General features: G+C 40.3%; 17 protein-coding genes. 14 read left to right on the top strand and 3 right to left on the bottom strand.

Annotated features, from left to right (window positions below; translation table 11 throughout):
- Window positions 1-206 precede the first annotated feature (206 nt).
- Window positions 207-2,039, top strand: a complete 1,833-nt coding sequence (gene lepA / locus NOL38_RS09725) for a translation elongation factor 4 (RefSeq protein WP_024418277.1) — start codon at window positions 207-209, stop codon at window positions 2,037-2,039.
- Between the two features lie 49 nt (window positions 2,040-2,088).
- Here lepA and NOL38_RS09730 read toward each other — a convergent pair whose 3' ends face one another.
- The gene (locus tag NOL38_RS09730) at window positions 2,089-2,271 is read right to left on the bottom strand and encodes a 4-oxalocrotonate tautomerase (RefSeq protein WP_002934978.1); all 183 of its coding nucleotides are present in this window, start codon (window positions 2,269-2,271) and stop codon (window positions 2,089-2,091) included.
- Window positions 2,272-2,405: 134 nt separating this feature from the next.
- Between NOL38_RS09730 and NOL38_RS09735 the strand changes: the two genes are divergently transcribed.
- The 13 genes from NOL38_RS09735 to NOL38_RS09795 all read left to right on the top strand — a co-directional run bounded on the left by NOL38_RS09735 (window position 2,406) and on the right by NOL38_RS09795 (window position 13,663).
- Window positions 2,406-3,719, top strand: coding sequence for an excalibur calcium-binding domain-containing protein (locus NOL38_RS09735; RefSeq protein ID WP_277942031.1), 1,314 nt, complete (start codon window positions 2,406-2,408; stop codon window positions 3,717-3,719).
- A gap of 382 nt (window positions 3,720-4,101) precedes the next feature.
- Window positions 4,102-4,671: a thymidine kinase gene (locus NOL38_RS09740; protein WP_277942032.1), complete on the top strand. Its 570-nt coding sequence runs from the start codon at window positions 4,102-4,104 to the stop codon at window positions 4,669-4,671.
- Window positions 4,672-4,681: 10 nt separating this feature from the next.
- Window positions 4,682-5,383: a hypothetical protein gene (locus NOL38_RS09745; protein ID WP_277942033.1), complete on the top strand. Its 702-nt coding sequence runs from the start codon at window positions 4,682-4,684 to the stop codon at window positions 5,381-5,383.
- Window positions 5,384-5,876: 493 nt separating this feature from the next.
- Window positions 5,877-6,956 carry a peptide chain release factor 1 gene (gene prfA, locus NOL38_RS09750; protein WP_015646857.1) on the top strand — a complete coding sequence of 360 codons (1,080 nt, stop codon included), beginning with the start codon at window positions 5,877-5,879 and terminating at the stop codon, window positions 6,954-6,956.
- Window positions 6,956-7,789 carry a peptide chain release factor N(5)-glutamine methyltransferase gene (prmC, locus tag NOL38_RS09755; protein WP_277942034.1) on the top strand — a complete coding sequence of 278 codons (834 nt, stop codon included), beginning with the start codon at window positions 6,956-6,958 and terminating at the stop codon, window positions 7,787-7,789. Before prfA ends, prmC begins: the two co-directional genes overlap by 1 nt.
- A complete protein-coding gene (locus NOL38_RS09760; RefSeq protein WP_002934986.1) occupies window positions 7,782-8,384 on the top strand; it encodes an L-threonylcarbamoyladenylate synthase in 603 nt (200 codons plus the stop codon). Before prmC ends, NOL38_RS09760 begins: the two co-directional genes overlap by 8 nt.
- Window positions 8,381-8,812, top strand: coding sequence for a GNAT family N-acetyltransferase (locus tag NOL38_RS09765; protein WP_024408913.1), 432 nt, complete (start codon window positions 8,381-8,383; stop codon window positions 8,810-8,812). The genes NOL38_RS09760 and NOL38_RS09765 overlap by 4 nt, the downstream gene beginning before the upstream one ends.
- A 23-nt stretch (window positions 8,813-8,835) precedes the next feature.
- Complete coding sequence (gene glyA / locus NOL38_RS09770) at window positions 8,836-10,095, top strand: serine hydroxymethyltransferase (RefSeq protein WP_277942035.1); 1,260 nt, start codon at window positions 8,836-8,838, stop codon at window positions 10,093-10,095.
- A complete protein-coding gene (locus tag NOL38_RS09775) occupies window positions 10,095-11,069 on the top strand; it encodes a nucleoid-associated protein (protein WP_277942036.1) in 975 nt (324 codons plus the stop codon). The genes glyA and NOL38_RS09775 overlap by 1 nt, the downstream gene beginning before the upstream one ends.
- On the top strand, window positions 11,070-11,669 hold the full coding sequence (locus NOL38_RS09780; RefSeq protein ID WP_002934990.1) for a lysozyme family protein: 600 nt from the start codon (window positions 11,070-11,072) through the stop codon (window positions 11,667-11,669).
- A 100-nt stretch (window positions 11,670-11,769) separates the two neighbouring features.
- A complete protein-coding gene (locus NOL38_RS09785; RefSeq protein ID WP_024385703.1) occupies window positions 11,770-12,528 on the top strand; it encodes an SDR family NAD(P)-dependent oxidoreductase in 759 nt (252 codons plus the stop codon).
- A gap of 16 nt (window positions 12,529-12,544) precedes the next feature.
- Window positions 12,545-13,294 (top strand): DUF6287 domain-containing protein, encoded by a 750-nt coding sequence (locus tag NOL38_RS09790; protein WP_012775625.1) that lies wholly within the window; start codon window positions 12,545-12,547, stop codon window positions 13,292-13,294.
- Between the two features lie 21 nt (window positions 13,295-13,315).
- The gene (locus tag NOL38_RS09795) at window positions 13,316-13,663 is read left to right on the top strand and encodes an HIRAN domain-containing protein (RefSeq protein ID WP_024378649.1); all 348 of its coding nucleotides are present in this window, start codon (window positions 13,316-13,318) and stop codon (window positions 13,661-13,663) included.
- A 28-nt stretch (window positions 13,664-13,691) separates the two neighbouring features.
- Here the strand turns inward: NOL38_RS09795 and NOL38_RS09800 are convergent, their stop codons facing one another.
- Complete coding sequence (locus tag NOL38_RS09800; RefSeq protein WP_341829399.1) at window positions 13,692-14,639, bottom strand: hypothetical protein; 948 nt, start codon at window positions 14,637-14,639, stop codon at window positions 13,692-13,694.
- A gap of 27 nt (window positions 14,640-14,666) precedes the next feature.
- Entirely contained in the window at window positions 14,667-15,053 is a 387-nt protein-coding gene (locus tag NOL38_RS09805) for a polysaccharide deacetylase family protein (protein WP_277942037.1), read from the bottom strand.
- Window positions 15,054-15,191 lie beyond the last annotated feature (138 nt).

The following is a 15,191-nucleotide window of genomic DNA, read 5'->3' on the forward strand; positions in this document are numbered from 1 at the left end:
TGGTTGAACACTTTTCATTATAGGTCATATGGGACTTTTTTCTATACTCAAAAAGGCTCCATAATTTCCATGGTGGATTTACCCACTACAGAAATTATAGAGCCAAAATAGCAGAGCAGACACCTAGTTTTCTAGGTGTTTTTCTTATGGAAAATTATCACTAAATCTGATATAATGAGGAGTAATACCCTTGTAGAGGAAGAAACATGAATTTAGAAGATTTGAAAAAACGACAGGAGAAGATTCGGAACTTCTCTATTATTGCCCATATTGACCATGGAAAATCAACCTTGGCTGACCGCATTCTTGAAAAAACAGAAACAGTTTCTAGCCGAGAAATGCAGGCCCAGTTGCTGGACAGCATGGACTTGGAGCGTGAGCGTGGGATTACCATCAAGTTAAATGCTGTTCAGTTGAACTACAAGGCTAAAGATGGTGAAACCTACATTTTCCACTTGATTGACACGCCAGGACACGTGGACTTTACCTATGAAGTATCTCGTTCTCTTGCAGCTTGTGAAGGAGCAATCTTGGTGGTGGATGCGGCTCAAGGGATTGAAGCACAAACCTTGGCTAACGTTTATCTGGCCTTGGACAATGACTTGGAAATCTTGCCAATCATCAACAAGATTGACCTACCAGCAGCAGACCCTGAACGTGTTCGTCAGGAAATCGAAGATGTGATTGGTTTGGATGCCTCAGAAGCAGTACCAACATCAGCTAAGGCGGGTATTGGTATCGAGGAAATCTTGGAGCAAATCGTAGAGAAAGTTCCAGCACCGACTGGTGATGTCGAAGCTCCATTGCAAGCCTTGATTTTTGACTCGGTTTACGATCCGTATCGAGGCGTTATCCTGCAAGTTCGTATTGTCAACGGTGTGGTAAAACCTGGCGATACTATTCAGATGATGAGCAATGGCAAGACCTTTGATGTGACGGAAGTTGGTATCTTCACACCAAAAGCAATCGGTCGTGATTACTTGGCGACTGGTGATGTAGGTTACATTGCAGCCTCTATCAAGACAGTTGCCGACACCCGTGTCGGTGATACAGTGACCTTGGCAGAAAATCCTGCCAGCGAGCCACTAGCGGGCTACAAGCAGATGAACCCAATGGTCTTTGCAGGTATCTATCCGATTGATTCCAATAAGTACAATGACCTTCGTGAAGCCTTGGAAAAACTCCAGCTAAACGATGCCAGCTTGCAGTTTGAACCTGAAACATCACAGGCACTCGGATTTGGTTTCCGCTGTGGCTTCTTAGGTCTCCTGCACATGGATGTTATCCAAGAACGGATTGAGCGTGAGTTTAACATTGACCTCATCATGACAGCACCGTCGGTGGTTTACCATGTCAATATGACGGACGGTGAAATGATTGATGTAGCCAACCCATCCGAATTCCCAGACCCAACCAAGATCGCCACTATCGAAGAGCCTTACGTTAAGGCACAAATCATGGTACCACAGGAATACGTCGGTGCAGTCATGGAATTGGCCCAACGCAAACGCGGTGACTTTGTGACTATGGATTACATCGATGATAATCGTGTCAATGTCATCTACCAAATTCCACTTGCGGAGATTGTTTTTGACTTCTTTGATAAGCTTAAGTCATCCACTCGTGGTTATGCCAGCTTCGACTATGAGATTTCTGAATACCGTTCATCCAAGTTGGTGAAAATGGATATTCTCCTCAATGGCGATAAGGTCGATGCTCTCAGCTTTATCGTCCACAAGGAATTTGCCTATGAACGTGGGAAAATTATCGTGGACAAACTCAAGAAAATCATTCCGCGTCAACAGTTTGAGGTGCCAATCCAAGCTGCTATCGGTCAGAAAATTGTTGCCCGTAGCGACATCAAGGCTCTTCGGAAGAACGTTTTGGCCAAGTGTTATGGTGGTGACGTTTCCCGTAAACGCAAACTCCTAGAAAAACAAAAAGCTGGTAAAAAACGGATGAAAGCCATCGGCTCTGTCGAAGTTCCACAAGAAGCCTTCCTCAGCGTTCTCAGCATGGATGAAGACGATAAGAAATAAACTTGATACAAAGAAACACTCCTGCATTTTATTGCAAGAGTGTTTTCTCTTATTTACGTTTCATTTCACCTTGTGGGTAGTAGGTCCCTTCAGGCATATCATTGATGAAGACATGAATGGCTTCTTTGGGCGCATTAGTATTACGAGATACAACTTCGGTAACTTCACGTGCTAAGGCAATCTTTTGTTCTTCTGTGCGTCCTTCAAACAAATCAATACGTACAAATGGCATATATTTCCTCCTTTATTTTTCGTTTATTGTACCATAGTTTTTATGATTCTCCAAGGATATTTTCATAATATATTGCAAAATATATTTATATTTTGTTATAATAATATCGCAATAAACAATAAGGAGAATGATTTATGTTTAAGAAAAAAGCAACTCAGATAGTTAGCGAAACGTCAATTAAAAAATCTAGAAAGTTTCTTAATCGGAAAACAGCAGGAATAACTGGTGGCGTCCTACTTACAACATTTATCGGTTCACAATTAATGACTGCTGAGCTTCCGAAAAAAGATGACCTTTATGGACAACAGTATGTAACAGTCGTAAAACATCTTCAGGAAGCAGGTTTTAAAAATATTCAGGGGGTGGAAATCACTGATTTAGAATTTGGAAAAATAGGTGAAAGCAATCTTGTCGAACTCGTCTCTATTGACGGAGAAGATTGGAAGGAAGGACGTGCTTTAAAAAACATCCCAATTACAATCTCCTACCATGTTCCCAAAAAAGATGCCGTTGAATTCAACCTACCAGCTTCTAAAAATTTAGCAGATGTCGAGAAAGAGCTGAAAGATTCAGGTTTTATGCAAATCGAACTAACTCCTGTTCTGCTAGTAGAAGAAGGCAATGCGGACAAAAAAGATAAAATTGATCGCCTTCAAATCGGAAATCACACCTATCAATCCAATCATTTTTACTCTACTAGTCTCCCTGTCACATTAACCTATTTTGACGTTAGCAAAGATAACATCAAACTACCAGAAAATCTAGCAGAGGCTAAAACAAAACCAGAGCTCGAAAAACAACTAAAAACAGCAGGATTTACAGACATCAAGTGGACTGCTGTTGCAGACAAGGATAAAGCAAAGCACGAAAAAATTCAAAAAATTAATCTAGGTGGCGCAGAGCTTCAATTGCCCACCAAACAGGAGATTATCAGCAAAAAATCAACCCCAATTGTGATTACCTACTACGATTTCTCTAGCTTCGCTGAACTACCATCATCCATTTCAACGAAAACAGCTACAGATACTAAAAAATTGTTTACCGACGGTGGTTTTTCTCAAGTATCTGAAGTAGCAACAGAGACAAATGAAATTGCTAAAAACGGACAAATCATCGCGGTCGAGATTGATGGAAAATCTTTTAACGAGATGAACGATAAGGTCATCAAAAAAGATAGCAAAGTCATTATCAAATATTGGAATGCTGAAAAAGCTATTACTGAGAAAGCACGTAAAGAGGAGGAAGAACGTCTCGCCGCCGAAGCGCAAAAAGTAGCAGAAGCAGAAGCACAAAGCCAAGTTCAGCAATTTGCTGCTACACCATCTCAAAGCACATATTATCCAAATTGTAAGGCAGTTAGACAAGCAGGAGCTGCACCGATCTATCGTGGAGAACCAGGTTACGGTAGTCATTTAGACCGTGATGGAGATGGAGTTGGGTGCGAGTAAAAAAACATTAACAACGTTTACATTGCATGCTATACTACTCTTATAAGGAGGGATTACTCATGACCTATAAATACCGTATGATTTTATCGTTCCTACTCACTGGATTATTTTTGTATCTAGTGGCAACTGTTTTTGCCCAAAGTATATGGCAAGGCCCATTATTGATCTCATTCTCCTTCTTCAGCTTAATCTATGGATGTGTCATGCTATACAAGTGGAAACCAATGGCAGCTAAAATCATTTTCCGATGTATTGGAGAATTTCTCTCTTTACCATGACCTTAATATCAAACAAGCTCAAAACGGGCTTGTTTTTCTATTTCCTAAATGGTCAATTTATGATAGAATGAAAGGAGTGAAATTTTAAGATTGGAAAGAGAAAAGTGGCTCAATTATATTATAAATATGGGACGATGAATTCAGGAAAAACCATTGAAATTCTTAAAGTTGCCCATAACTACGAAGAGCAAGGCAAGCCAGTTGTGATTATGACCTCTGCCCTGGATACGCGAGATGCTTTCGGTGTTGTATCTAGCCGCATCGGCATGCGTCGGGAAGCGGTGGCTATTGATGATGAAATGGATATTTTTGGATTTATTGAGAGAATGAAGCCTCTTCCCTATTGTGTTCTAATTGATGAAGCTCAATTCCTTCGACGCCACCATGTCTATGACTTGGCACGAGTGGTAGATGAATTGGATGTTCCAGTTATGGCCTTTGGTCTAAAAAATGATTTCCGCAATGAGCTCTTTGAAGGCTCCAAACACTTGTTGCTTTTGGCTGATAAGCTGGATGAAATCAAGACAATTTGCCAGTATTGTTCTAAAAAGGCGACTATGGTGCTACGGACACAAGACGGAAAACCAACCTATGAAGGTGAACAGATCCAAATCGGTGGCAACGAGACCTACATTCCTGTCTGCCGCAGACACTATTTTTCACCAGAATTGTAGGAGGAATGAGATGAAAAAGAAACTTTTGTTCTTTTTGCTTACTACCACCTTGCTATCAGCTTGTAGTGCTTTGAATAAGGAAAGCAATTCTCAATTAAGCCCAGTTGACTCTTCTTCATCAAAAGAAAATAACAATTCGTCTTCTAATGATGTGGATAAAACAACTACTTTCTCATCTTCTGAGGAATCAACTGTTGCCACAGGTGCAGAAATATTTGATGATTTTATTACTGCTTATGAAAACGATACTTTCCCTAGTGAGAGTGAGTATCCAGAACCTAGAATTAGGTATTCTGAATATGCTTTTTATGATATAAATAATGATGGCATTGAAGAAATTCTTATCGGATCCTTGCAAACGGATGGAAGTGTTTATCTTGCAACATTCCTTCATAAGGATGAAGACTTTCAAAAATCGGGAGAAGAATCGGATTTGCGATTATTTCAGCTCTATTCCTATCAAGGTACTTATAGAGGTAGCTATAACTTATTTGATGATGGAGCAATTTTATTTACGACTTGGTCACCAGGTACCGGATATGGAACTGCTACGACTTATTATTTAGCAAATGGCTCTACGGATATCTTGAAAGAACAAGAGATAGATGTTCGAATTCCAGGTGACGATCCTGTTGCGTTGTCCGGTTTAGATGCTTCTAGGACTGTTGATTTAAGTAATTTAGACTGGTATGCATTCCATTTGAAGGAATAAGCGGTAGGTAATATTACCTTGCTTAGAAAATGACTGAATACGGGCTACGAACTGTGCCTGTTTCATGTTCACTATATTACAGAGAGGAACTGAATATGCCTACGACTCTGTGGAAATAGATAATTCTTCCTAGAAACCGAAGTCTCTACGTCAGAATTCCTAATTTCCTTTGAGTCACTTAACGGCCTTACTATCTTGGAAAGGAATTGAACACGCCCTAAAAGCTACGGAAAAAAGATAGACTGTTTTGTGTGTAAACACACTGCATCAGTCTCCTATTTGTCTCTTGCTTTCTTAACGGGCTTTGTATCTTACGAAAGGAACTGAATTCGGGCTACGAACTGTGCCTGTTTCATGACCTACATATTACAGAAAGGAATTGAACACGCCCTACAAGCACAGTCAAAAAGATAATTTCTCCAAGTGTTTGTAACACTTGGTCAAAATTCCTATTTTGACTGTGCTTGCTTAACGGGCTTTGTATCTTAATCTTATGAACATCTATGATCAATTACAGGCGGTGGAAGACCGCTACGAGGAACTTGGTGAATTGTTGTCTGACCCTGACGTAGTCAGCGATACCAAGCGTTTTATGGAGTTGTCTAAGGAAGAAGCTGCAACTCGTGATACAGTAACAGCCTACCGCGAATATAAGACTGTACTTCAAAACATTGTCGATGCAGAAGAGATGATTAAAGAATCTTCTGGTGATGCTGACTTGGAGGAAATGGCTAAGGAAGAACTCAAACAAGCTAAGGCTGATAAAGAAGCTTACGAAGAAAAGCTGAAAATCCTTCTTTTACCAAAAGACCCTAATGATGATAAAAACATCATCTTGGAAATCCGTGGTGCCGCAGGAGGTGATGAAGCTGCCCTCTTTGCTGGAGACCTTTTGACCATGTATCAAAAGTATGCAGAAGGTCAAGGCTGGCGTTTTGAGGTTATGGAGGCTTCATATAACGGTGTCGGCGGTATCAAGGAAGTGGTTGCCATGGTCTCTGGTCAATCCGTTTATTCAAAACTCAAGTATGAATCAGGAGCCCACCGTGTCCAACGTGTCCCTGTGACAGAAAGCCAAGGTCGTGTCCACACCTCGACAGCAACTGTCCTCATCATGCCAGAAGTTGAAGAAGTGGAATACGACATTGATCCAAAAGATCTTCGTGTCGATATTTACCACGCATCTGGTGCCGGTGGTCAGAACGTCAACAAGGTTGCGACTGCCGTGCGTATCGTTCACTTGCCAACCAATATCAAGGTAGAAATGCAGGAAGAACGGACACAGCAGAAAAACCGTGAAAAGGCCATGAAGATTATCCGTGCCCGTGTTGCGGATCACTTTGCACAGATTGCCCAAGATGAGCAGGATGCTGAGCGTAAATCAACTATCGGTACAGGTGATCGTTCAGAGCGCATCCGTACATACAACTTCCCACAAAACCGTGTGACAGACCACCGTATCGGCTTAACCTTGCAAAAGCTGGATACTATCTTGTCAGGTAAGATGGACGAAGTCGTAGATGCCCTTGTTCTCTACGATCAAACGCAAAAACTAGAAGAGCTTAACAAATAATGAATTACGCTCAATTATTTGCAGCATACGAAGAACAATTAGTCGCAATTGGTGAAGAGGCAGAGTCCCTGTCCTTCACCTTTCGTGGCTTAAAGGGATTGAACTTTACGGAATTTCTCCTCCTGCTGCGTCAGGAAGTTACACCGACTGACAAAAAAGAGATTGATGCGATTTTTCAACAACTTTCCCAGCACCGACCTGCCCAGTACATTATCGGAAAGGCTAATTTTCATGGCTTGGAGTTTGCGGTGGATGAGCGAGTCTTGATTCCAAGACCTGAAACGGAAGAATTAGTTGATTTGATTTTGCAGGAAAATAGCGGAGCAGGTTTGCGTATCTTAGACATCGGTACAGGAAGCGGTGCCATAGCTATTTCCCTTGCAAAAGCTAGACCTGATTGGGAAGTGGTAGCGGTTGACATTTCAAAGGATGCCCTAGCAGTGGCTCAGGAAAATGCAAGAACCAACCAAGTCTCTGTTCACTTTCTAGAATCGGATGTCTTGCAAGCTGTGACAGGGCAATTTGACATCATTGTTTCTAATCCGCCCTATATCTCACCAGATGACACAGATGAAGTTGGACTCAATGTATTGACTTCTGAGCCTCATCTTGCCTTATTTGCGGAAGAAGATGGCATGGCTATTTATAGACAAATTGCGGAGCAAGCAGGGGCATTTTTGAAGGAAAATGGAAAACTCTACTTTGAAATTGGCTACAAGCAAGGGCAATACCTAACTGACTTACTCGCTCTGCATTTCCCCAAAAAGCGAATTAGAGTCCTCAAAGACCAATTTGGACAGGATAGAAAGGTCATAGCGGATGACAATGGATAAACTCCGAACAATTCTTGAAAATGGTGGTGCTGTTATCCTTCCAACTGAAACAGTCTATGGGCTTTTTGCCCAAGCCTTGAATGAAGATGCAGTCAATCGTGTCTATCAGTTGAAACAGCGTCCGAGGGACAAGGCGATGAACTTAAATGTCTCAAATCTGAACGATATTTATTTTTTCAGTCAAAATACACCATTTTTTCTGGAGAAATTGTATAATAGATTTATGCCAGGACCACTAACGATTATCCTGAAAGCGAACGAAAACGTTCCTTTTTGGGTTAATTCTGGACTGGATACTGTTGGATTTCGTCTTCCCAATCACGAACAAACCTTACGTTTGATTTCAGAGACTGGCCCACTTATTGGACCTTCCGCCAATATTTCAGGAAACGAAAGCGGCAAGAAGTTTTCGGACATCCAGGCACAATTTTCAGTTGATTTGCCTGGCATTGAGGATGACCAAGCTCTGACAGGCATTGATTCAACGATTTTGGACCTTTCTGGACAGAAAGCGCGGATTTTGCGCCAAGGTGCTATCAGCCGCGAAGAGATTCAGAAAGCCATTCCCGAAATAGAATTTGAGGTGGTTTTATGATTCGTCCCATTGAGAAAAGTGACTTGGTAGTCATCCGAGAAATCAATGCTCAATCCTTAGGGTATGATTGTTCATTGGAACAAACTGAGCGACAATTTTTTAGATGCACGAGTACATTGGGGCATATCTTGTTGGTCTATATAGATGACATAAGTGGCGCAGTGCAAGGCTACATTCACGCACAAGTCTATGAAAGTCTCTATTCGGATACAGGCCTCAATATTCTCGGACTAGCTGTTTTGCCTGGTCATCAAGGACAAGGGATTGGAGCAAGCCTGCTGAAAGCCGTTGAGCAAATTGCACAGAAAGAGGGCTACCATTTTATTCGCCTCAATTCTGCTGAAAGTCGTCTCCAAGCCCATCTTTTCTACGAAAAGAATGGCTATCACTCCGATAAAATGCAGAAGCGTTTTATCAAGCACATTTAGCCCAATACAAAGGAGTACCGTATATGATTTTTGACAAAGTTAACTACAAAGAATTTGATAAAGAAGTTTGGGAAGCTATCCAAGCTGAAGAAAAACGCCAACAAAATAATATCGAATTGATTGCGTCTGAAAACGTTGTTTCTAAAGCTGTTATGGCAGCCCAAGGTTCTATTTTGACCAATAAATACGCAGAAGGTTACCCAGGTCGTCGTTACTATGGCGGTACGGAATGCGTTGACGTAGTTGAAAGTTTAGCTATTGAACGTGCTAAAGAAATATTCGGTGCGAAATTTGCTAACGTTCAGCCACACTCAGGAAGCCAGGCCAATTGTGCTGCCTACATGGCCTTGATTGAGCCAGGAGACACTGTTATGGGGATGGACTTAGCTGCAGGTGGTCACTTGACTCACGGTGCATCAGTTAGCTTCTCAGGACAAACTTACAACTTTGTAGCTTACAATGTTGACGAAGAAACTGGCTTGCTTGATTACGATGCAATTTTAAAACAAGCAAAAGAAGTACAGCCAAAATTGATTGTAGCAGGTGCTTCAGCCTATGCACGTACAATTGACTTTGCTAAATTCCGCGAAATTGCAGATGCAGTGGGTGCCAAACTGATGGTGGATATGGCTCATATTGCTGGTCTTGTAGCAGCAGGTCTTCATCCGAACCCAGTGCCACATGCCCATATTACAACAACTACGACTCATAAAACTCTTCGTGGGCCACGTGGTGGTTTAATTTTGACCAATGATGAAGAGCTCATCAAGAAAATCAACTCAGCCATCTTCCCAGGCATCCAAGGTGGTCCATTAGAGCATGTCATTGCTGCAAAAGCCGTATCTTTCAAAGAAGTTTTGGACCCAGCTTTCAAAGACTATGCTCAGAAAGTGATTGAGAACAGCAAGGCCATGGCCGAAGTCTTCCTTGCAAACCCTAACTTTAAAGTCATCACAGGAGGAACAGACAACCATCTCTTCCTCGTTGACGTGACCAAAGTTGTTGAAAATGGTAAAGTTGCTCAGCATCTCTTGGATGAAGTAAATATTACTCTCAATAAAAACTCAATTCCTTACGAAAAACTCTCACCATTCAAAACAAGCGGTATCCGTATTGGCTCTGCGGCCATTACTGCTCGCGGTTTTGGAGTAGAGGAAGCTCGCAAGGTTGCACAACTAACTATCAAAGCACTTGAAAATGCAGAAAATGAAAAAGCTCTTGAGGAAGTCCGTCAAGAAGTGCATGCTTTGACAGATCAATTCCCACTTTACGAAGGTTTATAATGGATATATTTGTAAAAAAAGCCATCATACATCAATTTAGTCCTGATGATACAGAGCTGGTCCTTTCCGACCAGCTTTTGACTGTTAGCCCAAAAATAGAAGAATATTTGCGTAAAAAGATTGAACGTGTCTTTTCTGATGAAGCAAAAACAGGACAATTTAACCCCGATAATCCTTTTCTTGACTATTTAGATGGTGACCTACTGACCAACTCTGTCAAGATTGCTAATCTATGGAAAGAAGAATTTTCAATTTCTGAGAATTTAAAAACCAATGACCTCATTTTCATAGAGTTTGAACGAAATGGTGTTGAACATTTTGCCTTTTTGAGAATCTCACTGCGTGAAAATCTCGCCCACGTTGGTCTGGAAAGCGGAAGTCCTTTAAAAATCACCCAGAATAATTTACCTGGAGCAGGTTCAGCACCTGATGAAGCCTTGATTGTCAATCTTCAAACGCGGAAGTATCATTTGATTGAGAAAAGAATCAAACACAATGGAACCTTCCTCAATTATTTCTCAGATAATCTTCTGCAAGTTACACCAGCTATTTCTGCAAAAAAATCAATCAAAACAGTAGAGCAAACTGCACAGAAGATTGCTGACAATTTCCATCAAGGCGATTTTCAATTTCAATCGAAAGTCAAGTCAGCTATTTTCAACAATTTGGAAGAAGATAATGAGCTTTCACCCGAAAAATTGGCTGATCAGTTATTCGATAACAACCTGACCGCTCGTTTAAATTTCGTCGATCAACTGAAAGAGGTCATACCTGATAAGATTTCCTTCGATGAAATTGATAGTAGCCGTCAACTTAAGAAATTTGAAAATCAGAAGCTATCTTTATCAAACGGAATTGAGTTGATTGTGCCAAATGCAATCTATGAGGATGCAGAATCGGTTGAGTTTATTCAAAATGACAACGGGACCTATTCTATTCTTATCAAAAATATTGAAGACATAAAGAGCAAGTAAATGAAAAAACTGATACGTACGCTGATACTTCTTTTGCTGATTTTTCTCGGTTACAAATTCTATCAAACCTACAGTGCAGTCAAGCAAGTGATGACCTATCAAACTATGGTACAAGAAGTATTGGCTGAAAACGACACACCAGCTAATGAAGAACTAGTCCTAGCAATGATTTACACAGAAACCAAGGGACAAGAAGCAGATGTCATGCAATCAAGTGAGTCCGCTACTGGCTATGCTAACACTATCACCGATAGTAGAGAGAGTATCAGGCAAGGAATTATCTACCTGACAGAAAACCTACGGTTGGCTGAAGAAAAAGGAGTAGAGGTTTGGACAGCAGTTCAGGCATATAATTTCGGTCCAGCCTACATCGACTATATTGCCGAGCATGGTGGAGAACATACACTCTCTTTAGCTAAAGAATACTCCAGAACAGTAGTAGCACCAAGCTTAGGGAATACTACAGAAGAAACATATACCTATTTTCATCCCTTGGCTTTGCTAAATGGTGGGAAGTTATATGTAAATGGTGGAAATATCTACTATGCTAGACAGGTTCGTTTTAATATGCACCTGATGCGCCTCATTAATTTATTTTAATACCTATCAAACTCATCGGAAATCTGATGAGTTTTTAACTACAGCATTTTTACAAACTAGGTAAAATTGTAGTATAATAAAGAGAATAGGAGACAGAGTGATGAAACGAAATGTATTGATTACAGGTGCAAGTAGTGGCATTGGCAAAGCAATCGCTTATGTGTTTGCTGCTAATGGTGATAATATCATCATTACAGGACGAAGATTGGACAAACTAGAAGAAATTAAGCAAGATATTGAAAAGCAATACCATGTTCAGGTATCAGTTCATTCATTTGATATTACGAATATGGAACAAACGATTGTAAATTGTCAAAAAATCTTAGAAGAAGTTGGACAAATTCATATTTTGGTAAACAATGCTGGCCTGGCATTGGGATTGGATAAATTCCAAGACTATGATTTGACTGACATGATGACAATGATTGATACCAATATTAAAGGATTACTAACTGTGACACGTCAGTTATTGCCACAAATGGTTGAAAATAATGAGGGTCATATTATCAATATTGGATCAACGGCCGGTATTTACGCCTATGCAGGAGCTGCTGTCTATGCTGCAACCAAATCAGCTGTCAAGGTGCTTTCAGACGGGATCCGTATTGACACGATTGATAAAAATATCAAGGTAACTACGTTACAACCCGGTATCGTTGAGACTGATTTTAGCCAAGTCCGTTTTCATGGAGATAAAGAGAGAGCAGCGACAGTCTATCAAGGAATTGATGCTCTTCAAGCAAATGATATTGCCAGCTGTACTCTATTTGTTGCAAATCAACCTGCACATGTGCAGATTTCTGATATGACCATTATGGCAACCAAACAGGCAACTGGCTTTACTATTCATAGAGATTAGAGGGGAGATAGCTAGAATGAAAAGAAAATATTTAGCACTCGCTCTTGGCTTGCTCACTATCATGTCGCTTTCTGCCTGTCAAACTGAAAAGAAGGGCAGTTCCGCAAGTACTTCAACTGCTGATACCCAGGTTTCTAATGCCAATACAAGCACGTCATCAACAATCCAACGTGAGATTTCTCTTAGTTCTATGGATATAGATGCTCTAATGCAAGGCAATTACGATAGTATACTAGGCACCTGGCAAAATAGCCAAGGAAATTCACTAGTCTTCAATAGCAAAGGATTAGTAGCAGATAGCCAATCCTTACTTGGCCGCGGAAAAATAACTGACGGAATTTTTGAAACAGGCTATGTAGACGCAACGATTGGCGATGTAACACTATTAATGATTCCCAAAGGAACACAAGCAAATACAACTGAGACAGACACTACTGACTCTACGCGCGATAGAATGATTGTAATAAGCCAAGAAACAACAGCAGACGTGGTAGATGTCTATTATCGCTTGACCAATTCAGCTACTAGCGGTATAGACCCATTAAAAAATACTGAAACAGGCGTCCAGTTGGATAGTGGACCAAAAACGATTGATTATGCCAACTCAATTTTAGGCGAAAACAACTGGCGCGTCATTGAAGGTAACTACACGCGCACCGAATCTATTCCTTATAATATTTTGGAAGGCGATGATAATGCCCGTTACACTATTTACCAAAACGGTGTTATTATCAATGCAGATTATCAAATTGTTTATCAACCATAATGATTCTCTAGGAGGTTAGACATGACATTCACATCATTTGAACCAACACGCAATGTTCAAGATTTTCATTTGGCAGCCTTTGCCTACTATGATGGACTAGATGTAATCGACCAACTCAAGCCAGGAACACCTGTTCAGCTAGTCGGAGAGCCTTCAAACCCACATGACTCAGAAGCTGTAGCAATCTTTTATCAGGGCACAAAGTTAGGATATATCCCATCGGATAAAAACTCACTAATCAGTCGCTTAATCTATTTTGGACACGGCGATATTCTAGAAGCACGTATTCAGATGTCCAATACAGAAAATCATCCTGATCGCCAGTTTCGAGTCGTTGTAAAACTAAAAGATAATCGTAAGAATGGTTAGGTCGGTAATTTACCAACCTAACCATTTTCTACTTAACACGGAGCTGTGCTCTCCGTTTTTGTTCTTCAATAATACTTAAAAAGGCTGCAAACTCCCTATCCAGGCGATGTTGGTAGGCCTTATTTTTTATTGTGAGATCTTCCAGGAACACTGGATAGGTTCCTTTTTTATACAATTCTCCTTGAAAGAAGAAGCGGTCTGATAATTTATCAACTGAAACAAGAGAAGAACGCCAGCGGCTTTTACGAGAGTGAGAAGGTTTCCAAGATATTTTTAATTGCTTCTCATAAAAGTACCAGCCCATAATATAGATTTTAGTAATCTGATTTCGTTTTCTGTCTTGATAGAAACAAGGAACTGCATAAACATTTCCATGCTTTGTTTGCAAAAAAGGATGGAAATCTTTTATCTTTTCGTATTCTTTCTTTGGAATAAGGGTTAATTGATTATCCTTAATAACCTTCTTTTCATCAATAGTATACGAATAACGGTAGGGGTCATAAATGGTTGATTGTCCACGCGCTCTATAACGCTCTGCCATTTCCTTAAAAATAGGTAGACGTCCATAACCATCCATCAGACTAGATAGACTAAGTCCTCGTCGATTATTATTTTTCTTCACACCAAGAATCTGGCAGGTAGACCAATAATTGATAGGAATGGCTCCTAATCCGACCAGAAGACCGGCGCTGTCAAAATGACTGGCAAAGCGTACCTCACGAGTGTGACCAGTCTCATTTTTCAAATCAACAAATACAGGTTGCTTGTCCTGTTCAAAAACAATTATATAATTTCCAGAAGACTCCGTATTTTCTCTAATTGGAACGGTGTAGAAGTGGTGAAAATTTGGTAATTCTAGTAACTTTCCAAGTGTTGATGTTTTCATAACACAAGTATAACAAAAAATATTTTTCAAATCCACAAAAATGTTTAATATGTTAAACAAAAATATAAAGAAGCTGGGAAAGACATCCATGACGACTTTCCCACTCCCACCGTTTATTCAAGGATAGGTGATAATTGTCTTATCTACCGAATCTTCTAAAGCCTGGCGCGATTCTTCTGATAAACGCAAATCTGCAAGGGGTTGTTCTGAAAAATAGTAGGGATTTAGACTATCTACAAATGCAGAAATTGAAATGACAGCTTTCTCCAATATCAGAGATTTTTCAGTGTAAGCAAAGGGAATAGCAGACCAATCATCACTCTCAAACATTTCTAAAATATCTTTTTGAACTTGAATTTCAGCCTCATTTTTAGCTGAAACTAGGATTGTTTTTAGTGTAGCACGAAAACTTTCCTTGTCTTGTACCAAGTCTTCCAAGGTCAGCAAGCTTTCATCTGCCTTCTCATAAAAAATATCTAATTCCGTCTCTGACGAAGTAGTCACATGGACCCAGTCGGCCTTGATACTGGTTTTCAGGCTCTATAATTTCTGTAGTGGGTAAATCCACTGTAGAGATTATGGAGCCTTTTTGAGTATATACAAAAAGTCCCATATGACCTATAATGAAAAGCAACCACACTC

The organism is Streptococcus suis (assembly GCF_029616525.1).
In the GTDB taxonomy this organism is placed as follows: domain Bacteria; phylum Bacillota; class Bacilli; order Lactobacillales; family Streptococcaceae; genus Streptococcus; species Streptococcus suis_AF.